The sequence below is a fragment of the Chitinasiproducens palmae genome (assembly GCF_900095735.1).
Taxonomy (GTDB): domain Bacteria; phylum Pseudomonadota; class Gammaproteobacteria; order Burkholderiales; family Burkholderiaceae; genus Chitinasiproducens; species Chitinasiproducens palmae.
This window is the reverse complement of record NZ_FNLO01000011.1, coordinates 197479-219639: the sequence shown is the minus strand read 5'-3', so window position 1 is coordinate 219639 and position 22161 is coordinate 197479. Positions and strand designations below refer to the sequence as shown.

Genomic DNA, 22161 nt, shown 5'->3' with positions numbered 1-22161 from the left:
TGCGGCGCGCGAAGCGCGGCGTTGCCGCCCCCGGCAGGCGACGCCGCGGCCAGCGCGCCGCCGCAGCCCATGCACTTATGCCCCACGCGTTTATGCCCCACGCGTTTATGCATTAGGCAGCAACACCCACATGCGGCCCGATTGTTTCATGCGGCCCGCCAGGTCGCCCGCCGTATCACCCAACCCCCAGAAGAAGTCCGCCCGTACCACGCCGCGGATCGCCGAGCCGGTATCCTGCGCAAACATCAGCCGGTTCAGCGGGGCCGACGTCAGCGGACGTGTCGTCGCCAGAAACACCGGCAGACCGAGCTGGATCGCGCTGGGGTCGACCGCGATCGAGCGTTCCGGCGTGAGCGGCACGCCGAGCGCGCCGACCGGTCCGTCGGCACCGGCATCGCCGGCACCCTCGCCGTTCGACGGCATTTCCTTGAAGAACACGAAGCGCGGATTCACGTCGAGCAGCGCGTCGACGCGCGATGGGTTCGCACGCGCCCAGGCCTTGATGCCCTGCATCGTCGCCTGCGACGGCGTCAGCTCGCCGCGGTCGATCAACCATTTGCCGATCGAACGATACGGCCGGTTGTTCGTGCCGCCGAAGCCGACCCGCATCACTTCACCGCTGTCGAGCACGATCCGACCCGACCCCTGCACCTGCAGGAAGAAGGCCTCGATCGGATCGTCGACGTAGACCAGTTCCTGGCCCCGCAGTTGGCCGGAGCGCACCAGCCGTTCGCGGTCGGGCAGCGCACCGGCGCGGCGCAGCGACGGCGGCATGCGATACAGCGGATAGAGGTACGGCGGATGGGGCGTGCGCGAACCATGCAGCAGCGGCTCGTAGTAGCCGGTCACCAGCCCATCCTGGCTGCCGTCCGCGTTGGCAAGCTGGAACGGCGTGAAATTCTCCTCGAAATAGCGCCGCACGGCCGCGGTATCGAGTTCGTCGAGTGTGCGCATCGCGTCGCAGGCGCGCCGCCAGTCGCGTCGCGACCCGAGTCGCACGCAGCTTTGCCGCAGCGCGGCCACCGCACCGATCAGCGAGTCGTCCTGCCAGCCGGCCACGTCGCTCCACGTCGCGGGTGCCAACCGCTCGGTGCGCAACACGCCTGGGCTGCCGGCGGTGGTCGGCGTCGGGCTGGGGCGATGGGACGCGCAAGACGCAAGGAAAACGGCGAGGAGAGCAACTGCCAGGAACTTCAGTGATCGCATGCGCGTGGCGTTCTTAGGGAAAATCGGGACGGACGCCCGGGAGCACGGGCAGCGGTGAATCGGCGTGCCGGACCAGGTCCGTTTCGCCGGATCCATCGCGTCAATGCAGGGTACGAGGCATCGACAGCGCGAATGGCGCGACCGGCGCCTCGAAGCGCGTGCCGTCTTCCGCGACGCAAAAGAAATCGCCGCGCATGCTGCCCACCGGTGTCGCGATGACGGCCCAGCTGGTGTATTCGAACCGTTCCCCAGGCGCGAGCAGCGGCTGGTTGCCGACCACCCCGAGCCCTTTCACTTCCTGCACGGTGTTCTCGCTGTCGGAGATGACCCAATGCCGCGCAATCAATTGGGTCGGCACGGAACCGGTGTTGCGGATGGTAATCGTGTAAGCGAACGCGAACTGCCGGCGCGCCGGGTCGGACTGCTCGGGCATGTAGCGGGGCGCTACCGTCACGCTCATCTCGTATTGGCTCATCGCGGTTTTGGAAACGGCATAGCGCTGCTCGCGCTGAAGTCGGGAACCCGCGCGGCGGATGCCGCGCGCACCAGTAAACTCAAGTGACAGATTCTCTGTCATGGCCGCGTCTGCCGCAACCGCAGGCCTCTCGCAACGCGCTCGCACGATGGTCCCACGCGACAACCCGCCAGGGCGGCGGCGCATGCGCGGGTCGGCGACTCACGTCCGGCCTGCTTTCCGCCTGCTTTCCGCCCTGCCGGCCGGCGGCCGGCTTGCGGGCCACGCCGCTCGGCAGGACGCCAGCGCGGCTAGAATGATGCTTTATTTCCTGCCCGCCCGCTCGGCGCCCCGTCATGACGCAATACCGCATCGCCCCCAGCATCCTTTCCGCCGACTTCTCCCGCCTGGGCGACGAGGTGCGGCAGGTCGTAGCGGCCGGCGCGGACTGGATTCATTTCGACGTGATGGACAACCATTACGTGCCGAACCTGACCATCGGCCCGATGGTCTGCGAGGCGCTGCGTCCCCATACCGAAGCGCCCATCGACGTTCACCTGATGGTCAAGCCGGTCGACGCGCTCGTACCCGCCTTCGCCAAGGCAGGCGCCAACATCATCAGCTTCCACCCGGAAGCCTCCGAGCACATCGACCGCACGCTGTCGCTGATTCGCGAGCACGGATGCAAGGCCGGCCTGGTCTTCAATCCGGCGACCTCGCTCAGCCACCTCGACTACGTGATGGACCGGCTCGACCTGATCCTGATCATGTCCGTCAACCCGGGGTTCGGCGGCCAGTCCTTCATCCCGGAAGCACTGGTCAAGGTGCGCGAGGCACGGCGCCGCATCGATGAATATCGCGAGCGCACCGGGCGCGAGATCCATCTGGAGGTCGACGGTGGCGTGAAGCCGGACAATATCGCCGCCATTGCCGAAGCCGGCGCGGACACCTTCGTGGCGGGCTCGGCGGTGTTCGGCAAGCCCGACTATCGCGCCGTTATCGAGCAGATGCGCGCGGCGCTCGCCGGCGTCTCGCAAACTGCTGGCCGCGAGCAGGCCTGATGGGCGCGCTCGATTCGTACACGATCCGGGCAGCCATCATCGATCTCGACGGCACGCTGTTCGATACGGCCGGCGACTTCACCGCGGCGCTGAACGGCATGCTGAGCGGCCTCGGGGCGCGTCCGATCGATCTCAGCGAGACCATCGAATACATCGGCAAGGGCACCGAGCACCTGATCGCGTCGGTGCTCGGCGCGCGCTATGACGCCGATGCGGCCAGCGCGCTGTTCGACCGGGCGTATGCCGATTACCAGACCGAATACCAGCGTATCAACGGTCATCACGCGACGCTCTATCCCGGCGCGGCCGAAGGCGTCGCGGCGCTGCGCGAGGGCGGCATCCGGCTCGCCTGCGTGACGAACAAGCCGCTGCGCTTTGCCGCCGGCCTGCTGGCGCAATTCGGTCTGGCAGGCGATTTCGACCATGTGTTCGGCGGCGACAGCTTCGCCCGCAAGAAGCCCGACCCGTTGCCGATGCGCGAGGCATGCCGCGCGCTGGGCGTGACGCCGGCCGAAACAGTCGCGCTCGGCGACTCGGAGAACGACGCACTGGCCGCGCGCGCGGCCGGCATCGCGTCGCTGATCGTCCCGTACGGCTACAATCATGGGCGTCCTGTACAGGATCTCGACTGCAATGCTATAGTCGGAACGCTGCTCGAAGCGGCAGCGCTCATCCTGAAACGGTAATCCACGATTTCCATGTTCTTCAATCGCAAGAAACGCGTTCGCGGCAGCGACCGGGGGGCTTGGCCCTGGCGGCGCTGATCGCGTCCCGGTAGCCAGCTGCTGCCCGCCGTCGAAGGCGCCGATCCGCTTGATCGCGCCCCGCAACGCCCGGCAAGCCAGCATGAGGCCGACGTTTCTTTTTGCGCGATGCACTCGCGCAGTTTCTTGCGATTCCGCCATGCGCCAAGACCCGACGGGTCTGGCCGTGAGGCGTCCGACACGCCCGCGGCGTCCACCAGAATGACGCCCAGCGGATGGAGAACACCATGACCGAACTCGAATTCAGTTCGCTGGCCAAGGCCGGCTACAACCGTATCCCGCTGATCGCCGAGGCGCTGGCCGACCTCGATACGCCGCTCTCGCTTTATCTGAAGCTCGCGCAGGTGGAACGCAACGGCGTCCATTCCTTCCTGCTCGAATCCGTCGTCGGCGGCGAACGTTTCGGGCGCTATTCGTTCATCGGCCTGCCCGCCAGCACGGTGCTGAGAGCGACCGGCGACAGCATCGAGGTGCTGCGCCACGGCGACGTCGTCGAGCGCGCGAACGGCGATCCGCTCGCCTTCATCGAATCCTTCCAGTCCCGCTTCAAGGTCGCCCCGCGCGCCGGCCTGCCACGTTTCGCTGGCGGCCTGGCTGGCTATTTCGGCTATGACGCGGTGCGCTACGTCGAACCCTCGCTGGCGCACAGCATGCCGGCGTCCGACCCGCTCGGCATGCCGGACATCCAGTTGCTGCTCGCCGACGAAGTGGCGGTGATCGACAACCTGGCCGGCAAGCTGTATCTGATCGTCTACGCGGATCCGACGCAGCCCGAGGCGTACGCGCGGGCCCGCCAGCGCCTGCGCGAACTGCGCCTGCGTCTGCGGCAGGCGGTGACACCGCCGGTCACCAGCGAATCGGTGCGCACCGAGGTATTCCGCGAGTTTCCGCAGGCCGACTACCTCAAGGCGGTGGCGCGCGCCAAGGAATACATTGCGGCGGGCGAGTTGATGCAGGTGCAGGTGGGCCAGCGCCTGGTCAAGCCATTCCGCGATTCGCCGCTATCGCTGTATCGCGCGCTGCGCTCGTTGAACCCGTCGCCGTACATGTACTACTACAACTTCGGCGACTGCCACGTGGTCGGCGCGTCGCCGGAAATCCTGGTGCGCCGCGAGCGCCGTGACGACGGCGAGACGGTGACGATCCGCCCGCTGGCCGGAACGCGCGCCCGGGGCGCCACGCCCGACGAAGACGACGCTCTCGCGCGCGACCTGCTGGCCGATCCGAAGGAAGTCGCCGAGCATGTGATGCTGATCGACCTGGCGCGCAACGACATTGGCCGCATCGCCGAGACCGGCTCGGTGCGCGTCGTCGACAAGCTTCAGATCGAGAAGTACTCGCATGTGCAGCACATCGTCAGCGCGGTCGAGGGGCGGTTGCGCGAAGGCGTCAGCAATCTCGACGTGCTGCGCGCCACCTTCCCGGCCGGGACATTGAGCGGTGCGCCGAAGGTTCGCGCGATGCAGTTGATCGACGAGCTGGAACCGGTCAAGCGCGGTCTGTACGGCGGCGCGGTCGGCTATCTGTCGTTCGCTGGCGAGATGGATCTCGCGATCGCGATCCGCACCGGCATCGTGAAGAACGGCAACCTGTACGTGCAGGCCGCTGCGGGCGTGGTTGCGGACTCGGTACCGCAAGCCGAATGGCAGGAAACCGAGAACAAGGCGCGCGCGCTGATCCGCGCGGCCGAGCATGTGCAGGAAGGCTTCGACGCCGCGGCGCTGTGAGGACAGCCGCGATGCGTGCCGAGCCGCACCTGCTCCTACCTGCCGCCGACGCCTGGGCATGGCGTCGGCCCCGCCGGCACTGACGTCGCCAGCGACGTCGTGCTGCGTCCGCCGCCCGGCTGGACGCGATCGGCGGGGCCGTCCCCAGGGCATCCGAGGCGTTGAGCACGTCGCACCACGCCATCCGCGAATGCACTGCCGACCAGGCAGGAGAGGTTTCCATGCTGTTGATGATCGACAACTACGATTCGTTTACCTACAACATCGTCCAATACTTCGGCGAACTGGGCGAAGACGTCCGCACTTTCCGCAACGACGAGATTACCCTGGCGGAGATCGCCGAGCTCGCGCCCGCGCGCATCTGCCTGTCGCCCGGTCCGAGCCATCCGGGCAATGCGGGCGTCACGCTCGACGTGCTGCGCGAATTCTCCGGCAAGCTGCCGATTCTCGGCGTCTGTCTCGGTCATCAGGCGATCGGCGAGGCATTCGGTGGCCGAGTCGTGCGTGCCCGCACGGTCATGCACGGCAAGGTCAGCGAAATCGAGACGGATCAGCGCGGCGTGTTCGCCGGTCTGCCGTCGCGTTTTTCCGTGACGCGCTATCACTCGCTGGCGATCGAACGCGCGTCGCTGCCCGACTGCCTTGAAGTCACGGCAAGCAGCGATGACGGCGAGATCATGGGTGTGCGCCACCGCAGCCTGCCGGTCGAGGGCGTGCAGTTCCATCCCGAATCGATTCTGAGCGAGCACGGCCACGCGCTGCTGCGCAACTTCCTGCAGCGTTGAACGGAGCACCACACATGGCCACGATTTCCCTGCGCGAAGCCCTCGAACGCGTGATCGATCACCGCGAGATCTTTCACGACGAAATGCTGCACCTGATGCGGCTGATCATGCGCGGCGAGATGCCGCCGGCGACCGCGGCCGCGTTGCTGCTGGGGCTGCGCGTGAAGAAGGAGACGATCGGCGAGATCGCCGCCGCCGCGACCGTGATGCGTGAATTCGCGTTGCCGGTCGAAGGCATCACCGACCCGCGTTTCGTCGATGTCGTCGGCACCGGCGGCGACGGCACCAACACGTTCAACATCTCGACCAGCGCGATCTTCGTGGTCGCGGCGGCCGGCGGCCGGGTTGCAAAGCATGGCAACCGCAGCGTGTCGAGTACGTCCGGCAGCGCCGACGTACTGGAAGCGCTCGGCGTGAACATCGATCTGACGCCGGCGCAGGTGGCGGAGTCGATCAACGAGACCGGCATCGGTTTCATGTACGCGCCGAACCACCATCCGGCGATGAAGCACATCGCAGCGGTGCGGCGGGAGCTCGGCGTACGAACCATGTTCAACATTCTGGGGCCGCTGACCAACCCGGCGTCGGCACCGAATCAATTGATGGGCGTGTTCCACGCCGATCTGGTCGGCATCCAGGTAAGGGTGATGCAGCGCCTCGGCGCGCAACACGTGTTGACGGTGCACAGCCGCGACGGCATGGACGAGCTGTCGCTGGGCGCGCCGACGATGGTCGGCGAGCTGCACAACGGCCAGATCCGCGAATATGAAGTCCATCCGGAGGACTTCGGCCTGACGATGTCGTCCAGCCGCGCGCTGCAGGTACAGAGCGCTGATCAGTCGCGCGGCATGCTGCTCGCGGCGCTGGAGAATTCGCCCGGTCCGGTGCGCGATATCGTGCTTCTCAACGCAGGCGCCGCCCTCTTCGCCGCCAACGTGGTCGACTCGATCGCGCTCGGCGTCGACCTCGCGCGCGAGACGATACGGTCGGGCGCGGCCCGGGCCAAGGTCGACGAACTGGTACGATTCACGCGCCGCTTCAGCCGCTGAGCGAACGCCGCCCGCTCTCACGATGCACGGTCGCGGCGCGTCCGCCGCAGGCCGCACCGATGCCATGGCCGCACTGGCGGCCACTTCTGGAGTTTCCACATGTCCGACATTCTCGACCGGATCGTCGCGGTCAAGCGCGAGGAAGTCGCGGCCGCCCGGGCGCACACGCCCCAGGCGACGCTCGAGCGCAACTGCGCGAGCGCCGCGGCGACGCGCGATTTCGTCGGCGCGCTGCGCGGCGCCCGGTCCGCCGATCGCGCGGCGGTGATCGCTGAAATCAAGAAGGCGAGTCCGTCCAAGGGCGTGATCCGGCCGGACTTCGATCCCCCGGCAATCGCGCGCAGCTATGAGGCGCACGGCGCGAGCTGCCTGTCCGTGCTGACCGACGTGTCGTTTTTCCAGGGCAGCCCCGACTATCTGCGTGCCGCGCGCGCGGCGACCGCCCTCCCCGTCCTGCGCAAGGACTTCATCATCGATCCGTACCAGGTGTTCGAGGCGCGCGCGATGGGGGCGGACTGCATCCTGCTGATCGCCGCGATCCTGGCGCCGACGCAGATGCGCGAGCTGGAACACATCGCCCACGACCTTGGCATGGCGGCACTCGTCGAAATCCACGGACGGGACGAACTCGACGCCGCGCTGACCCTCGACACGCCGCTGCTCGGCATCAACAACCGCAACCTTCGCACCTTCGAGGTGTCGCTCGACACCACGCTGGGACTGCTCGACACGCTGCCCGACGATCGCTTCGTCATCGCGGAATCCGGTATTCTGGCCGCACGCGATGTCGAGCGCCTGCGCGCCGCCGGGGTTCCCGGCTTCCTGGTGGGCGAGGCCTTCATGCGTGCGCCCGAACCGGGTGTCGAACTCGACGCGCTGTTCTTCCAACGTCGCCCGACGCGCGGCACACCGACCCACTGAGGCAAGCGCTTAACCGATGGCCATCGAAAAGGAAATCAAGCTGGCATTGCCAGGCGATCCCCGCGACGCCGTGGCCTTCTTCGAACGGACGTCCGGCCAGCCCGGTGTCGCGAAAACGGTGTCGAATGCCTATTTCGATACGCCGGACTGCCTGCTCGCCGCGCGCCGCATGGCGCTGCGGCTGCGGCAGATCGGCGGCGCCTGGCGCCAGACATTGAAGACCAGCGGCGACGCCCATGACGGTCTCCATGTGCGCCACGAATGGGAACTGCCGGTGCAGGGCCCGGCACTGGAGATCGAATCGCTTCTCGCCGAATGCGACGACGCCGCGGCCCGCGCCGCGCTGACCGAGGCCGCGCCGCGCCTGGAACGCTTGTTCAGCACCGACTTCGTGCGCACCGCCTGGCTGCTGGAAGCAGACGACAGTCGCTTCGAGGCAGTGGTCGACGTCGGCGAGATCCATGCAGCCCGCACCTCCGGCGGCGAAGCGCATCCGCAACGCGCACCCATCTGCGAGATCGAAGTCGAATTGCTGGAAGGCAACGACGACGCGCTACGCGCGTTCGCGGAGCGCGTCGTGGCTGCGCTGCCGGGCGCCAGTCGCGCCGACGTATCGAAGGCCGAACGCGGTTACCTGCTCGTGCGGGGCCACCGATGAGCGCGCGCGATCTGTTCCCCGAGGACACGGCTGCGTCGGCCGTCGGCGCAGGCCCGGCGAAGGCGCCACTGGCCGATGCCTTCGCCGGTCTGTCCGGCACCTGGCGCGACTGTCTTGCCGACTTCATCGGTGGGCCGCGCTATGCCGCGCTGTGTGCGTTCGTCGATGGCGAGCGCGCAGCCGGCCGCGTCGTCTATCCGGAGGATGTGTTCCGCGCGCTCGAACTGACCGAATGCGAGGCAGTCAAGGTCGTCATCCTGGGCCAGGACCCCTACCATGGCGACGATCGCGGCACGCCGCAAGCCCATGGCCTGGCGTTCTCCGTGCCGCCAGGCGTGCGCCCGCCGCCCTCGCTGCGCAACATCTTCAAGGAATTGCAGGCCGAATTCGGCATGACGCCGCCGAACTCAGGCTGTCTCGACGGCTGGGCCCGCCAGGGGGTGCTGCTGCTGAACACGGTGTTGACCGTCGAGCAGGGTCGCGCCGCCAGCCATGCGAAACACGGCTGGGAAGACTGCACCGACCGGCTGATCCGCCAGCTCGGGCAACGCGCCCAGCCGACGGTGTTCATGCTGTGGGGCGCACACGCGCAAGCCAAGCGCGCACTGCTTGCCGAGATGCCGCAACATCTCGTTCTGGAAGCGCCACACCCGTCGCCGCTCGCGGCGCACCGCGGGTTCTTCGGCTGCGGTCACTTCGCCGAAGCAAACCGCTTCCTGTCGGCAAACGGCGCGACGCCGATCGACTGGCGGATCGACGTCTGAGCGGGCCGACGGCCGTCGCCGAAACGGCGTCCGGCTTCGGTTCCCGCTTCGCCGCGATGACCGTTCAGAGCGCGGCGATCGCGGCGCGAGCGCCGTCCAGCGCGGCCTGGGCTGCCTCGGGGCCCATCGCGAAACCCTCCGCATGGATGAACGTCACGTCCGTCATCCCGAGGAAGCCGAGGAAAGTCTGCAGATACGGCGTCTGCGTATCGAGCGGCGTGCCGACATACTTGCCGCCACGCGCCACCACGATGTAAACCTTCTTGCCGACCACCAGGCCCTCTGGCTTGCCCTCGGGCGTGTACCGGAAGGTTCGGCCCGCGCGGGCGACCCAGTCGAAATAGCCTTTCAGTTGGGTCGAATCGCCGAAGTTGTACATCGGCGCCCCGATCACGACCACATCCGCCGCCTGCAATTCCTCGATCAGCGCATCGCTGCGCGCGACGATCGCGCGCTGGGCTTCGTCGCGTTGCGGTTCGGGCGTGAAGAAGGCGCCCAGCACGGTATCGCTGAGCGGCGGCAGCGCGGTCTGATGAAGATCGCGCACCACCACCTTCGCGTCGCCGAACTTGTCCTTCAGATGCGCAGTGGTTTCGTTGGCCAACAGGGTCGAGTTCGCGCCTTGTGAGCGCGCCGCGCCGTTGATTTGCAGAATCGTCGTCATGGTCCTGATCCGTTCTCTGGTCGATGTGCCGCGTTGCGCGGACAAGCGGTGAAACACACTATGCCGGCGCCAAAGCAGCGATGACCCGATTCTAGGCTCCGCAAGCCTTTGCGCGAAGCGCTTAAAATGAGATTCAGTATCTCGAATACGGGACAATCGCCGGAGCGGAGCCGATGCGCCAGGAATTGGACGACATGCTGTTGTTCGCGGAGGTGGCGCGCCTGCGCAGCGTCAGCCGCGCAGGCGAGGCGCTGGGCACGCCAAAGGCGACCGTCAGCCGTCGGCTCGCGGCGTTCGAGCAGTCGCTGGGCGTGCGCCTGTTCGACCGCTCGACGCGACGCATCGAACTGACCGAGGCCGGCCAGGCCTACTTCGAGCGTTGCCAGCCGCTGCTCGAAGAAGTCGAGGCGGTACGGGACTTCGGTGCGGAGTTGTCGGCGGAACCGCGCGGCCGTCTGCGCGTGACGGCGCCGGCGGACTTTGCGGAACATTACCTCGCCGTGCCGATCGCGCGCTACTGCGCGGATTTCCCGGACGTCACCGTGGAACTCGACCTCAGCGCGCGGCGCGTGGACCTGATCGCCGAGCGCGTGGACGTCGCGGTGCGGGCGGGCATGCTGACCGATTCGAATCTGGTCGCGCGCCGCTTTGGCGAAATCCGCCGCTCGCTCTATGCAAGCCCGGCCTATCTGGCCGAGGCCGGTCTGCCGACCAGCCCAAGCGGGTTGCATGCGCACCGCTTCGTGCTGCTGCGCGGGGCGCGCCGCCTGATGAATACCGAAACGCTGACGCAGCGTCGGCGTCAGGTGACCCTCGACCTCGAACGCCAGGCCGTGCAGGTCAACTCGGTCGTGATGCAGCGCGCGCTCGCGATCGAGGGCGCGGGAATCGCCGTATTGCCGGACGCACTGTGCGAAAGCAACGTACGCGCCGGCCAACTGCAGCGGGTGCTGGCCGACTGGAGCTTACGCACCGAGACGGTTCACCTGGTAATGCCGTCGCGACGCTTCACGCCGCGCAAGACGCGCGCGTTCGTCGATTACCTGCTCGCGCACGGCATGTAGCAACGTGGTTCAGCGCAGCCAGGCGTTGCGCAATGCACGGCCGGCGCGCGTGTCGCTGGCCAGCAGACGGAAATGCGAGACATCCGCCGGCGCCAGTGTCAGGCGGAAGCTGCGCAGGACATCGCGACGGAATGCATGGATTTCGATCTGTTGGCGCGGCGCGTAGCGCGTCAGCAGTTTTTCAAGATTGCCGCCGGTCACTCGCAGACCATCGACTGCCACCAGGGTATCGGAGGCCGACAGTCCGGCCGCCTGGGCCGGGCCGTTGTCGTACACGGCAGCCAGCACACCGTCCGGGCGTACCTTCGCGCCGAGCGAGACGCGGCTGCCTGCGACAGGCACCGCTTCCAGGCTCAGCCCGAACGGTGCGAACAAGGCCTCGAACGGCAGGTCGCGCGTCGAATCGACGGCCTGTGCGAACAGATCGCTCAGGTCGACGCCGGTCGACTCCTCGATCAGCGCCAGCACGTCGGCCGCGTCGACGCCGCGTTTCCTGCCCCGGTAGAAGTCGCGTCCGAAGCGCTGCCACAGCAGCCGCATGAAATCGTCGAGCGAGCGGCGCGACTCGCTTCGCGCGCGGATCGCGAGGTCGAATGCGAGCGCGACCAGCGATCCCTTCGTGTAGTAGCTGACAATTGCGTTGCTAGCGTTCTCGTCCTGCCGGTAATACTTGGTCCATGCATCGAACGAACTTTCGGCGACCGTTTGCTTGAGCCGACCGCTGCCGCGCTCGACATTGGCGATGGTCTTGCCGAGCAGGCCGAAATAAGCGTTTGCATCGATCAGGCCGCTGCGAACCAGCGTCAGATCGTCGTAATACGAGGTGAAGCCCTCGAACAGCCAGAGCAGCGTCGTGTAGTTCTCGCGGCTCAGATCGTAATCGACGAAGCTGTCCGGCTTGATCCGCTTGACGTTCCAGGTGTGGAAGTACTCGTGACTGCACAGTCCCAAATAGGTGCGATAGCCTTCCCCCACCTCCGCGACGCCGCGCAACGGCAGGTCGTCGCGGTTGGCAATCAGCGCGGTGGAGGCGCGATGCTCGAGACCGCCGTAGCCGTCGCCCACCGCCATCGTCATGAACACGTAGCGCGTCATCGGCGCGCGCCGCGTACGCGGCTCGAACATCGCGATCTGACGCTCACAGATGCGCTGCAGGTCGGCAGCCAAGCGCGGCAGGTCGAGGCCGGGCACCGCACCGCTGATCACGATGTCGTGCGGCACGCCATGCGCCTCGAAGGTCGTGGACTGAAACAGGCCCAGCGTGACCGGATGGTCGATCAGCTCGTCGTAGTCGTCGGCCAGATAGTCGCCGAAGCCATAGCGGCGCGTGCCGCGCGCCTCGCGCAGGCAGGTCGCCACGCGCCAGCCGGACACGCCGGCCGGGGCCTCGATCGTCACGCTGCACGGCGCCGTCTCCTGGCCCACCACCGCGAGGAACACGCTGGTGCCATTGAAGAAGCCGATGGTGTCGTCCAGATAGGCGGAACGGACCGACAGGTCCCAGGCGTACACCTCATAGCGCAGCGTCAGCGGTCCCTTGCAAGGCGCGGCCTGCCACGTGTGCTTGTCGAGCTTGGTCAGCGCCACGCGCCGACCGCTCGCGGCGCGCGCGCCGATCGTCACGATGTTGCGCGAGAACTCGCGCACCATGTAGCTGCCCGGAATCCAGACCGGCAGAAAGAAGCGCTGCCCGTCCGCCGCCGGTTCCGCGACCGTCAGCGTGACTTCAAATACGTGGGCTGCCGGACGGGACGGGCGGATCGTGTAGCGGATCGGATTCATCGTTGGCAAGGCCGGTAATCGCAAGGGGTACGGCGCGCGGCGCGTTTTCAGCGCTGGCGCGCCAGCGCTTTCTCCAGTTCCGCGGCGGGCACCGCGCCGGGGAGACGGCTGCCGTCGGCCAGCACGACGGTCGGCGTGCCGGTCACGCCATAGCTTTCGCCGAGCGCGCGATTACGCGTCAGTGCCGTGGTGTCGCACGTCGCGTTGCCCGGGTCCTTCTTGTCGAGCATCCAGTCGCGCCAAGCCTGCGTACGGTCCTTCGCGCACCAGATCGACTTGGCCTTGTCGACCGACTCGGGACCGAGCACCGGGTACAGGAAGGTGTAGATCGTCAGGTCCTTCATGTCCTTGAGCGTCTCCTCGAGCCGATGGCAGTACGGGCAGCGCGGGTCGGAGAACACATAGAGCTTGCGCCGGCCGTTGCCCTTCACCGTCTTGATCGCGTCGTTGAGCGGCAGCTTCGAGACATCGATCCGGTTGACCTGCGAGAAGCGGGTCTGCGTCAGGTTCTCGCCGCTGGCGGTGTCGATCATGTTGCCGATCAGCACGTGCTCACCCTTTGCATCGCTATAGATCAGTTGCGAACCGACATTGACCTCGTAGACGCCCGGCATCGCCGAGCGCTCGACGCCGCGGATCGTCGCCTCGGGCCCGAGGCGCTTCTGCAGCGCCGCCTTGAGGGCATCGGTGGTCGCATCGGCGCGGGCAGCAGGCGCGGCGAGAATGGCCAGCACAGATGCTATCGAGACAAGAACGCGTTTCATAAGGAACTCGGTGCAAGGAAAAGCAGGGAATGGAAAGGCGCGACGCCGGCGGGCACGGAGCAGCCGGTCCGCAAGAGAGGTCAGCCCAGCGCCTGAGCAACCAGCCACCGTTTCAGGAACGGCTGGGCCCCGACGATCGACATGCCGGCATTGCGCACCGCGCGCAGGAACGGCAGACGTTCCGAGAAAAGGCGATGCAGGCCGTCGGTGGCCAGCGTCATCGCGCCGATGTCCTCGCGTCGCGACCGCTCGTAGCGGCGCAGCAGGACTGGATCGCCGTGGTCGCGGAACGGCTCCTTGGCTGCCAGCGCATCGGCCAGCGCGGCCACGTCGCGCAAGCCGAGATTCACGCCCTGGCCCGCCAACGGATGAATCAGGTGCGCCGCATCGCCGACCAGCGCGACGCGCGGTGCGATCAGGCGGTCGACCTTTTGCAGCGCCAGCGGGAAGCCACGCGGCGGCGTCACGCAGCGCAAGGTCCCGGTGAAACCGCGCGCGACGCGCTCGATCTCGGCGCCGAGCCGCTCGCCACCGCCCTGGATCAGCTTCTCCGCGTGCTCGGTACGGGCGGACCACACCAGCGACAGGTAGTCACCGGCCATCGGCAGCAGCGCAAGGATCTCGCCGCCGTCGAGGAACCACTGACGGGCGGTTTCACGATGCGGCTCGGACGTATGGAAATTCGCCACCACGCCGGTCTGCTCGTACTCACGCCGCTTGACGGTGCCGCCGGTCTGCGCACGCACCCAGGAATGCGCGCCGTCCGCGCCGACGACCAGCTCGGCCGACAGCGTCGTACCGTCGTCCAGCGTCAGGCGAGCCGGACCGTCGGACAGATTGTCGAGCGCCACCGCCCGCTGCTCGCGCCAGAACAACTGCGGCAGGAAACCCAGGGCCATGTCGAGCGCGGCTTCGATCCGGGCCGACTCGGCGATCCAGGCAAGCTGCGCGACCGCCGACTGGAACGCCGAGAAGCGTAGTTCGCCGAATGCGTCGCCCCGCACCTGCATGTCCAGCACCGGGCCCAGCCGCTGTCCGTCGATGGCCGGCCAGACACGCAGGCGTTCGAGCAAGGCCTGTGCGCTCGGCGCGAGCGCATAGACCCGGGAGTCGAACTGTTCCGCGCCGGCGGGCGGCGGCGCGCCGCGCGGCGCCAGCAACGCGACACGCAGACCGGCTTGCGAAAGGGCGAGCGCGGTGGTCTTGCCGACGAGGCCACCGCCGACGACGACCGCGTGAAAGGAGGGAGGCGACGAAGTCATCCGGGCATTATAGCCGCGTCCTCCCCGCGCCCAGGGCGGCGCCCGGCTGCGGCGAAACGGCGCCGGGCCGGCAATGTCGGGAGGCCTTCGACCCGCATGGCGGGGCGGCCCCGAGCCCTCCCCGCCTGTCTCCTGGATCTCGCGGCCGGCTTCGATGGGCGGTGGCGTGCGCCGTGGCATGTGCCGTGGTCGACACCGCCACCTTGCCGGCTTGCATGCTTTTGCGCCGTGCGCGACGGTACTCGGCCGCGCCCGGCCTATACTTACGCGGTGCGCCGCACGCCGGGAAATCATGCGCCGGCGTCCGCTCGGATCGGAGGCGGCACCGGTGCACGCCGCAATCGGGGCCGTTGGTCGCCTGGACGCGATGCCCCGCCTGGTGGCTTGGGCGGGTCGCCCGGATCCGCCGCCTTCATCTGTCGCGGCCACCAGTCGCCTTTGCCCGTCGCCCTTGCCTGTCGCCTTCACTCATCGCCCTGATCCATCACCCTGATCCATCACCCTGATCCATCACCCTCACCCATCGCCTGCTACGCCTGATCGATCACCCGATGGCTGACCGCGCCCCCTCCCGACCCACCGACGGCCTGATGGACGGCCTGACCTTCAGCCGCCATTACACCCGCAAGGACTTCAGCGCCTTGCGGGCCTACGTCGAGCGCGTCGATCCGGCGATCATCGCGCGCACCTTCTACGATCCGGACGAGGACCCGCAGGCGGCGACCCCGGCCGCGATGGCGCGCTTTCTGCGCGAACGCCTCGACGAGCTGGTCGGACTGGCCATCGCGCACGGCGCCGCGCCGCTGGCCGCCCACCTGCGTGAATCGATCCGCCAGCATGGCTCGGCGCGGCTCAGCAGCGGCGTGTACCGGATGGTCGAGGAGGCCGCACAGCTGGCGCTGGCCGAGCCGCATGCGAGCCATGCATTGGGCATGTGGTTCCGGCCACTGGTCGCGCGGCGGCTGCGCGCCGAAGGCATCGAAACCATCGGCGCACTGGTCGCGTTCTGCAACCGACGCGGCGGCACTTGGTGGCGAAGCGTGCCGCGCATCGGCGCGGGCCGGGCGCAACGCATCGTGGCCTGGTTGCGCCGCCACGAAGCGACGATCGGTGCACGCGTCGACGCGGACGTCGACGCACCGCAGCCCGTCCATGCGATCGACCCGGTCGAACTTGCACCGGCCGCCGCCCATCCCGCCCCGGCAGCGCTGGCCCCGCTCGAACGCATCCGTTTGCCGCACGCGCTGTCGGGCGCCGCCGGCACCAACCGGTCCGCCTTGTTCTGCTACGTCGACGCCGCCGACGACCTGTCGGCCGTCCAGTTGTACCTGCATCGCCATCAGGCGGAAGCGGCCACCCTGCGCGCTTACACGCGCGAAATCGAGCGCTTCATGTTGTGGGCGGTCGTCCTGCGCGCCAAGCCGCTCAGTTCGCTGGACGTTGCCGACTGCCTCGCCTATCGAAGCTTCCTGCAGTCGCCCGACCTGCGCTTCACTGGGGAGCGCGCCACACGCCGCTCGCCACGCTGGCGGCCGTTCACGGCGCAGCCACTGTCGCCACCGTCGCAACGGCAGGCCATCACGATTCTGCACGGTTTGTTCGCGTGGCTCGTCGACGTTCGCTATCTCGCCGGCAATCCCTGGGCACTGGCCGGAAAACCGGCGCCGCCCCAGCGCGATCACGCATTGCAGGTCGAGCGCGCACTGCCGGCCGCGCTTTGGGCGCGTGTTCGCGCGGAGCTGGATCGGCGCTGCACGCGCGCCGATGCCGCGCCGTGGCGGACCGCGCGCGCCGCGCTGCTGTTGCTCGGCGATTCCGGCCTGCGCCGCGACGAAGCGGCGAAAGCGCGCCGCGACGACCTGCACCGCGCAACGCAGCAGGCCGACGGCCGAACACTGTGGGCACTGACGGTGACGGGCCGGCGCGCGCAACGACGCGTGGTGCCGGTCAGCCCCGCCACGATCGAGGCGCTGCGCGCCCATTGGCGCGACCGGAACGAGGATTTCGACATGGCACTCGGCGGCCCGCTGGTCGCCCCGCTGCGCATTCCGTCCACCCCGTCCGCCCAGGCCAAGCATCGCGACGGCGAGCGCCAGCCTTATTCGGCCGATCGCTACAACACATTGGTCACGCGCACGCTTCGCGAACTGGCGACGACCATGCGCGGCCTCGACCCGGCCAGCCGCGAACTGCTCGCCAATACCAGCGCCCACGCGCTGCGCCACACCTTCGGGGCCGGCTCCGTCGCGGCCGCCGTGCCGCTCGACGTCGTGCAGAAGGTGCTTGGCCACGTGTCGATGCAAACCACCGCCGCCTACGTACAGCGCGAGCAGGAGCGCACCTTCGACGAGGTCGCCCGCTTCTTCGCGGCGCGCGACGGCCAGGAGTAGGTGCAAGGGCGGCGCGCGCCCGACACCGCGGCGCGCGCCCGACACCGCGGCGCCCGCAGCGACGCCGCATGTCGTCCTTGCGTCCTTGCGTCCTTGCGTCCTTGCGTCCTTGCGTCCTTGCGTCCTTGCGTCCTGCCGTCCTGGTGCCCCGGCGAGCGTCGGATGGTCCGACGAAAGCGTTACAATCGCCCTTTTCCCTGCTTCCCGGTCCCGCTTCGCGTGCGATCGGGCCTTCGCGCAGCACCTTCGCGGCCCGGCCCCGCCGGCCCGTACGCTGCGCCTGCCGGACGGCGCGCTGCGCCACCGATTCTGACGATACAGCTATGAGCCTCAAATGCGGCATCGTCGGCCTGCCCAACGTCGGCAAGTCGACCCTCTTCAACGCGCTGACCAAGGCGGGCATCGCCGCGGAAAACTACCCGTTCTGCACGATCGAACCGAACGTCGGCATCGTCGAGGTGCCCGATGCCCGTCTCGACGCGCTGTCCGAGATCGTCAAGCCGGAGCGCGTCGTGCCGGCCGTGGTGGAGTTCGTCGACATCGCCGGACTGGTCGCTGGCGCGTCCAAGGGCGAGGGCCTGGGCAATCAGTTCCTCGCCAACATCCGCGAAACCGACGCCATCACGCACGTCGTGCGCTGCTTCGAGGACGAGAACGTCATCCACGTCGCCGGCAAGGTCGATCCGATCTCCGACATCGAGGTGATCAACACCGAGCTCGCACTGGCCGACCTGGGCACCATCGAGAAAGCGCACGCGCGCTACGCGAAGGCCGCCAAGTCCGGCAACGACAAGGAAGCCGCCAAGCTGCTCGCGGTGCTGGACAAGGTCCGCGCGCAACTCGACCAGGCCAAGCCGGTGCGCGGCCTCTCGCTCGACGACGAAGAACGCGCCTTGCTCAAGCCGTTCTGCCTGATCACCGCCAAGCCGGCGATGTACGTCGCCAACGTCCGTGACGACGGCTTCCAGGACAACCCCCTGCTCGACGCCGTCGTGCGCTACGCCGAAGGCGAGAACGCACCGGTCGTCGCAGTCTGCGCGGCCATCGAAGCCGAAATCGGCGACATGGAAGACGAGGACAAGCGCGTGTTCCTCGCCGACATGGGCATGGACGAGCCGGGCCTGAACCGCGTGATCCGCGCCGGCTTCAAGCTGCTCGGCCTGCAGACCTACTTCACCGCCGGCGTGAAGGAAGTGCGCGCCTGGACGATCCGCATCGGCGACACCGCACCGCAAGCGGCCGGCGTGATCCACACCGACTTCGAACGCGGCTTCATCCGCGCCCAGACCATCGCCTTCGACGACTTCATCACCTACAAGGGCGAATCGGGCGCGAAGGAAGCCGGCAAGATGCGCGCCGAAGGCAAGGAATATGTCGTGAAGGATGGCGACGTGTTGAACTTCTTGTTCAACGTCTGATCAACGTCTGACACTGCATCACCGGTCGCACGCGTGCCGCGCGGCACAAGCGGCCGCCGGTGGCAAACATCTCGGCGCGGGCGTCGTTCCGTGCCGCTCCCGGCGCTTCCGTTATATCGCCTCTACGCGGGCGCCGCGGTCGGACCGGCGGCCCGCACTCGGCGCTTCAGCGCGGCAGAGATGCATCCCCGCGTCCACGCCCCCCGCTTCAAAGGCCCATCAAAGTGCCTCGGCCAGCAACAGTTCGACTGTCGACGGTGGCATCGCGCGTTCCAGCCGCTGTCCGGGAGCAACGTCTATCGTTTCCACTCGTTCGAGGCGCCGTTGCTCGTCGATGCGGTGACGGCTCACGCGGGCGCCGCGCGGCCAGCGCAGGCCGTCGAGTGACAGGCGGTAGCCGGCGTTGTTGCGATAGGTGATGGTGCGGCGGTCCGGTACGGTCAGCACGACATCGGGCAGCACTTCGATGTCGTTGCCGTTGGGCAGCGGCCCCAGGTGGTCGGCATCGATCTCGTAATTGGCGATGAGCACCCGGGCGCGTCGCGCGTCGGGGCTGAGGCCGCCGAGCACGGCGAAGCCCTCGTCGTCGCCCCCGCTCATCGACAGCCGGTGCATGCCGTCGAAGCCGGCGAGCGCGACGAACACCTGCCCTGCGGCGGTGAGCTCGCCATCGTCATGGATCAGCGGCATGGTGCGGGCATACATTGCGGCGCGGTCGACCGGCGCGTCCTGCAACAGCATCAGCGAGACCGCGACAAAGGCGGCGTGGCGGGCCTCGGTGGTGTGCGAGCGCAGCGCGTAGTTCCATTCGTTCAGATGCAGTTCGGTCGCACCGAAGCCATGCTGATCGAGGAGCGTACGGAACTTCCTGGCGATCCGGACCAGATCGAACGGGTCGTCGAACACCGGATACCAGTGCATCGAATAGAAGTCGAGCGGCAGCCGTTCGCGGCGGACGAAGTCGAGGAAATCGCGCTCCAAGCCAAATGCGTTGCTGTTGACGACGCTCGACGGTCCACCGATGCGCAGCGTCGGGTCGACTCGCTGCAACGAGCGGGCGACTTTCGCATAGAGCTGGAAATACTGGTCGGTGTCGCCAGTCCAGAACCACGGGCGGATATCGGGTTCGTTCCAGATTTCCCAATAGCGCACGTCGTCGCGACGGCCATTCGCCCAGCCCTGGTTGTAGTGCCTGACGACGTACGCGGCGGCCTCGGCGAAACGGTCCATGTCCGCTGGCGGCCCGCCATTGCCGATCTGCGCGATCATCGAACGGTCGCTGCGTCCCAACCGGAAAAAAGGCGTTGCACCGCAATCGGCGACGCCGGCCATGACGCGATCCATCGCCTGGAAGCGATAGCTCGCCGGGTCCGTGGGATCGGCGCCGAGCTCGGGAAACATGCGGTTCGGCGCCGAGCCGTCGAGATCGCCCGTGCCGAACGCGTCGACATCGTGCGTGCGCACGAAGTCGATGCCCATTTTGCGATAGGCATCGCGCAGATCGAGGCAGCGCGGATTGAAGATAGGCTTGACCGCGGTGGTACCCGACGGGATGTGGCCGCTGGCCTGGACGCCGGGCAGCGGTGGCCCATTGACGCCCCGCAGCGAGCGGATCGGCGCGCCCGGCGCGCTGGCGTCGATGCTGACGTCGCGATAGCCGCGTGCGACACCGGTGTCCCCGCCGCATCCAGGCAGGCATGCGGGGAGCAACGGCAACGCCGCGAAGCCCGCGAGACGACGCAGCGTCCGACGTCGTGGCGCATCGATCGTATCGTCGACGAATGCTGAAAGGTCGCGGTCGCTCATCAGCGGTCTCCCTGTGAATCGGCCAGATGCGCCGCGCGATTGGCGCGTGCGGTCCATGCGGACAGACGCATGCGTATCGGTTCATCCCAGAATCGATGGAACAGCCAGGCGAGCAGCAGCAGTGCGGCGACCACCGCGGCATCGAGAACATGCAGGACGGGCCCGTCGATGCCGAGCGACCGCACGTACGCGCCATAGACGTAGACGAACGGCATGTGCGTCGCGTACAGCGGGAACGACAGCGCGCCGACGAAGCGGCAGCACGCGTTGGTCGCGGCATTCGATGGCGAGGCAATGCCGGCGAACACCATCAGCGGAAAGAGCACCGCAATGCACAACGCATCGAACAGACCGTTCAACGAGATGCCGTCGATCGACGGCAGCACCGGCGCGGCAATCACGCCGGTCAACAGCAGCGCGAGCCAGGTGAAACCGATCCGGCACGCCGGCAGCCGGCGCCACACGCGCGCGACCAACAGCCCCATCAGAAATGGCGGCAGCAGTCGGAACGGCGCGACCCAAAGGGTCTGCCAGCCGAAGCCTCCGACGAATTTTCCGGTGGTGCTCGCCATCCAGATCAATGCAAGGTTGGCCAACAACGCGCTCACTGCAAGCATTCGTGTGGTCCAACGGTGCAATAGCAACGCGTAGAGCGCGTTGCCGATGTATTCGAGCCAAAGCGACCAGAGCGGCGAGTTCAGCGAGAACAGCCAGTCCTCACGTCCGGGAAGCGCTGGCGATGGTACGAGAAGCAGGCCAAGCAAAAACGTCACGATGAGCATCGCCAGCGGCCAGCCCACCGCCGTGGGTGCCGAAGGATCGAGCAGATAACCGATCAGGCCTAGCAGGCCGGCCAACACGACCAGCGGATGCAGCCTGACCAAACGCCGCTCGAAGAACTGTACGACGCTCATCCGTGACCATCGGCCGTCGTAGGTGTAGGCAATGACGAAGCCGGACAAGAGAAAGAAGAAGTCGACGGCGAGATAGGCATGGCCGACGAACAGGCGGTTGAAATCAAAGCCGCGGCTGATGCCGGTCACGTGGAACACGACAATCAGAACCGCTGCCACGCCCCGCATTCCATTCAGTACTTCGAATTGTATTTTTTGCATAGAGATTCCGGTTATGCGGTCGCATTGGCGTCTGTGCGCGCGCACCCGTTGGAATCGCTTCGTTCCACGACAATCTGGACGGACGCCGCACCCACACGCACCCGGACAAACTTATTGAAAGCGTTTCACTCGGTCAACGTCGAAACCGGCCATTTCATCCCATTAAATTCGCCGGGAGCGCGTGCTTAAGTGCCATTTGGAAAGGAATCGATCGCCGCCGTGACAGGCGATGTCGCGCGGTTGACGCCCTTGGCGCAGCGACGCTGCCGGCTTGGCGCTCGACGGCGGCGAGGTGCGGCGGCGGGAAAACAGGATGAGGATGCGGGAGACGGGCGGAACGTGTGAATTTCGGCATTGACGACATCTGCGGCGCACCCTCGATGCACGCTGCGAGATACACGGGGCAAGATGTGCGATGTGCGATGTGCGATGTGCGCGCAAGCAACGGTGAGACAGCCGATGCAGCGCTAGATGGCGCCCAGACATGCGCTGGCGTCTTGGCGCCCC

Annotated in this window: 19 protein-coding genes; 11 read left to right on the top strand and 8 right to left on the bottom strand. The window is 67.4% G+C overall.

Annotation, left to right across the window (positions count from 1 at the left end; translation table 11 throughout):
* Nucleotides 1–105 precede the first annotated feature (105 nt).
* A complete protein-coding gene (gene mltA / locus BLU54_RS17845) occupies nucleotides 106–1206 on the bottom strand; it encodes a murein transglycosylase A (protein ID WP_091911383.1) in 1101 nt (366 codons plus the stop codon).
* A gap of 100 nt (nucleotides 1207–1306) precedes the next feature.
* Entirely contained in the window at nucleotides 1307–1681 is a 375-nt protein-coding gene (gene apaG, locus BLU54_RS17840) for a Co2+/Mg2+ efflux protein ApaG (RefSeq protein WP_091911446.1), read from the bottom strand.
* A gap of 335 nt (nucleotides 1682–2016) precedes the next feature.
* On the opposite strand from apaG, the gene rpe reads away from it, so the two are divergent.
* The 8 genes from rpe (at nucleotide 2017) to BLU54_RS17800 (ending at nucleotide 9389) form a co-directional block, all read left to right on the top strand.
* The gene (gene rpe, locus BLU54_RS17835; RefSeq protein WP_091911381.1) at nucleotides 2017–2721 is read left to right on the top strand and encodes a ribulose-phosphate 3-epimerase; all 705 of its coding nucleotides are present in this window, start codon (nucleotides 2017–2019) and stop codon (nucleotides 2719–2721) included.
* A complete protein-coding gene (gene gph / locus BLU54_RS17830) occupies nucleotides 2721–3407 on the top strand; it encodes a phosphoglycolate phosphatase (RefSeq protein ID WP_091911379.1) in 687 nt (228 codons plus the stop codon). Before rpe ends, gph begins: the two co-directional genes overlap by 1 nt.
* Nucleotides 3408–3712: 305 nt before the next feature.
* On the top strand, nucleotides 3713–5212 hold the full coding sequence (gene trpE, locus BLU54_RS17825; protein ID WP_091911443.1) for an anthranilate synthase component I: 1500 nt from the start codon (nucleotides 3713–3715) through the stop codon (nucleotides 5210–5212).
* Between the two features lie 221 nt (nucleotides 5213–5433).
* A complete protein-coding gene (locus tag BLU54_RS17820) occupies nucleotides 5434–5997 on the top strand; it encodes an anthranilate synthase component II (RefSeq protein WP_091911377.1) in 564 nt (187 codons plus the stop codon).
* A gap of 14 nt (nucleotides 5998–6011) precedes the next feature.
* Nucleotides 6012–7046 carry an anthranilate phosphoribosyltransferase gene (gene trpD, locus BLU54_RS17815; protein ID WP_091911375.1) on the top strand — a complete coding sequence of 345 codons (1035 nt, stop codon included), beginning with the start codon at nucleotides 6012–6014 and terminating at the stop codon, nucleotides 7044–7046.
* 99 nt (nucleotides 7047–7145) lie between these two features.
* Entirely contained in the window at nucleotides 7146–7967 is an 822-nt protein-coding gene (gene trpC, locus BLU54_RS17810) for an indole-3-glycerol phosphate synthase TrpC (protein ID WP_091911372.1), read from the top strand.
* A gap of 16 nt (nucleotides 7968–7983) precedes the next feature.
* Nucleotides 7984–8625 carry a CYTH domain-containing protein gene (locus BLU54_RS17805; protein WP_091911369.1) on the top strand — a complete coding sequence of 214 codons (642 nt, stop codon included), beginning with the start codon at nucleotides 7984–7986 and terminating at the stop codon, nucleotides 8623–8625.
* Nucleotides 8622–9389 (top strand): uracil-DNA glycosylase, encoded by a 768-nt coding sequence (locus BLU54_RS17800; protein WP_091911367.1) that lies wholly within the window; start codon nucleotides 8622–8624, stop codon nucleotides 9387–9389. The genes BLU54_RS17805 and BLU54_RS17800 overlap by 4 nt, the downstream gene beginning before the upstream one ends.
* 64 nt (nucleotides 9390–9453) lie before the next feature.
* Here BLU54_RS17800 and BLU54_RS17795 read toward each other — a convergent pair whose 3' ends face one another.
* Entirely contained in the window at nucleotides 9454–10053 is a 600-nt protein-coding gene (locus tag BLU54_RS17795) for an FMN-dependent NADH-azoreductase (protein WP_091911365.1), read from the bottom strand.
* A 173-nt stretch (nucleotides 10054–10226) separates the two neighbouring features.
* On the opposite strand from BLU54_RS17795, the gene BLU54_RS17790 reads away from it, so the two are divergent.
* Complete coding sequence (locus tag BLU54_RS17790; RefSeq protein WP_091911362.1) at nucleotides 10227–11117, top strand: LysR family transcriptional regulator; 891 nt, start codon at nucleotides 10227–10229, stop codon at nucleotides 11115–11117.
* A 9-nt stretch (nucleotides 11118–11126) separates the two neighbouring features.
* Here the strand turns inward: BLU54_RS17790 and BLU54_RS17785 are convergent, their stop codons facing one another.
* The 3 genes from BLU54_RS17785 to BLU54_RS17775 all read right to left on the bottom strand — a co-directional run bounded on the left by BLU54_RS17785 (nucleotide 11127) and on the right by BLU54_RS17775 (nucleotide 14925).
* Nucleotides 11127–12899, bottom strand: coding sequence for a M61 family metallopeptidase (locus BLU54_RS17785; RefSeq protein ID WP_091911360.1), 1773 nt, complete (start codon nucleotides 12897–12899; stop codon nucleotides 11127–11129).
* A 47-nt stretch (nucleotides 12900–12946) separates the two neighbouring features.
* A complete protein-coding gene (locus BLU54_RS17780) occupies nucleotides 12947–13663 on the bottom strand; it encodes a DsbC family protein (RefSeq protein WP_091911358.1) in 717 nt (238 codons plus the stop codon).
* Between the two features lie 80 nt (nucleotides 13664–13743).
* Nucleotides 13744–14925, bottom strand: a complete 1182-nt coding sequence (locus BLU54_RS17775) for a UbiH/UbiF family hydroxylase (RefSeq protein WP_091911356.1) — start codon at nucleotides 14923–14925, stop codon at nucleotides 13744–13746.
* A 551-nt stretch (nucleotides 14926–15476) separates the two neighbouring features.
* Between BLU54_RS17775 and BLU54_RS17770 the strand changes: the two genes are divergently transcribed.
* Both BLU54_RS17770 and ychF read left to right on the top strand, forming a co-directional pair.
* Nucleotides 15477–17315, top strand: a complete 1839-nt coding sequence (locus BLU54_RS17770) for a site-specific integrase (RefSeq protein ID WP_235838009.1) — start codon at nucleotides 15477–15479, stop codon at nucleotides 17313–17315.
* 323 nt (nucleotides 17316–17638) lie between these two features.
* A complete protein-coding gene (ychF, locus tag BLU54_RS17765) occupies nucleotides 17639–18733 on the top strand; it encodes a redox-regulated ATPase YchF (protein ID WP_091911352.1) in 1095 nt (364 codons plus the stop codon).
* A 219-nt stretch (nucleotides 18734–18952) separates the two neighbouring features.
* On the opposite strand, the gene BLU54_RS17760 is transcribed toward ychF, so the two are convergent.
* Nucleotides 18953–20539, bottom strand: coding sequence for a GH39 family glycosyl hydrolase (locus BLU54_RS17760; protein ID WP_170845207.1), 1587 nt, complete (start codon nucleotides 20537–20539; stop codon nucleotides 18953–18955).
* A complete protein-coding gene (locus tag BLU54_RS17755; protein WP_091911348.1) occupies nucleotides 20539–21654 on the bottom strand; it encodes an acyltransferase family protein in 1116 nt (371 codons plus the stop codon). The genes BLU54_RS17760 and BLU54_RS17755 overlap by 1 nt, the downstream gene beginning before the upstream one ends.
* Between the last annotated feature and the right edge of the window lie 507 nt (nucleotides 21655–22161).

What these genes read in the sequence shown, in the direction of transcription:
- mltA (WP_091911383.1), bottom strand. Translation starts at nt 1,206, where the DNA reads ATGCGATCACTGAAGTTCCTGGCAGTTGCTCTCCTCGCCGTTTTCCTT.
- apaG (WP_091911446.1), bottom strand. Translation starts at nt 1,681, where the DNA reads ATGAGCCAATACGAGATGAGCGTGACGGTAGCGCCCCGCTACATGCCC.
- rpe (WP_091911381.1), top strand. Translation starts at nt 2,017, where the DNA reads ATGACGCAATACCGCATCGCCCCCAGCATCCTTTCCGCCGACTTCTCC.
- gph (WP_091911379.1), top strand. Translation starts at nt 2,721, where the DNA reads ATGGGCGCGCTCGATTCGTACACGATCCGGGCAGCCATCATCGATCTC.
- trpE (WP_091911443.1), top strand. Translation starts at nt 3,713, where the DNA reads ATGACCGAACTCGAATTCAGTTCGCTGGCCAAGGCCGGCTACAACCGT.
- BLU54_RS17820 (WP_091911377.1), top strand. Translation starts at nt 5,434, where the DNA reads ATGCTGTTGATGATCGACAACTACGATTCGTTTACCTACAACATCGTC.
- trpD (WP_091911375.1), top strand. Translation starts at nt 6,012, where the DNA reads ATGGCCACGATTTCCCTGCGCGAAGCCCTCGAACGCGTGATCGATCAC.
- trpC (WP_091911372.1), top strand. Translation starts at nt 7,146, where the DNA reads ATGTCCGACATTCTCGACCGGATCGTCGCGGTCAAGCGCGAGGAAGTC.
- BLU54_RS17805 (WP_091911369.1), top strand. Translation starts at nt 7,984, where the DNA reads ATGGCCATCGAAAAGGAAATCAAGCTGGCATTGCCAGGCGATCCCCGC.
- BLU54_RS17800 (WP_091911367.1), top strand. Translation starts at nt 8,622, where the DNA reads ATGAGCGCGCGCGATCTGTTCCCCGAGGACACGGCTGCGTCGGCCGTC.
- BLU54_RS17795 (WP_091911365.1), bottom strand. Translation starts at nt 10,053, where the DNA reads ATGACGACGATTCTGCAAATCAACGGCGCGGCGCGCTCACAAGGCGCG.
- BLU54_RS17790 (WP_091911362.1), top strand. Translation starts at nt 10,227, where the DNA reads ATGCGCCAGGAATTGGACGACATGCTGTTGTTCGCGGAGGTGGCGCGC.
- BLU54_RS17785 (WP_091911360.1), bottom strand. Translation starts at nt 12,899, where the DNA reads ATGAATCCGATCCGCTACACGATCCGCCCGTCCCGTCCGGCAGCCCAC.
- BLU54_RS17780 (WP_091911358.1), bottom strand. Translation starts at nt 13,663, where the DNA reads ATGAAACGCGTTCTTGTCTCGATAGCATCTGTGCTGGCCATTCTCGCC.
- BLU54_RS17775 (WP_091911356.1), bottom strand. Translation starts at nt 14,925, where the DNA reads ATGACTTCGTCGCCTCCCTCCTTTCACGCGGTCGTCGTCGGCGGTGGC.
- BLU54_RS17770 (WP_235838009.1), top strand. Translation starts at nt 15,477, where the DNA reads ATGGCTGACCGCGCCCCCTCCCGACCCACCGACGGCCTGATGGACGGC.
- ychF (WP_091911352.1), top strand. Translation starts at nt 17,639, where the DNA reads ATGAGCCTCAAATGCGGCATCGTCGGCCTGCCCAACGTCGGCAAGTCG.
- BLU54_RS17760 (WP_170845207.1), bottom strand. Translation starts at nt 20,539, where the DNA reads ATGAGCGACCGCGACCTTTCAGCATTCGTCGACGATACGATCGATGCG.
- BLU54_RS17755 (WP_091911348.1), bottom strand. Translation starts at nt 21,654, where the DNA reads ATGCAAAAAATACAATTCGAAGTACTGAATGGAATGCGGGGCGTGGCA.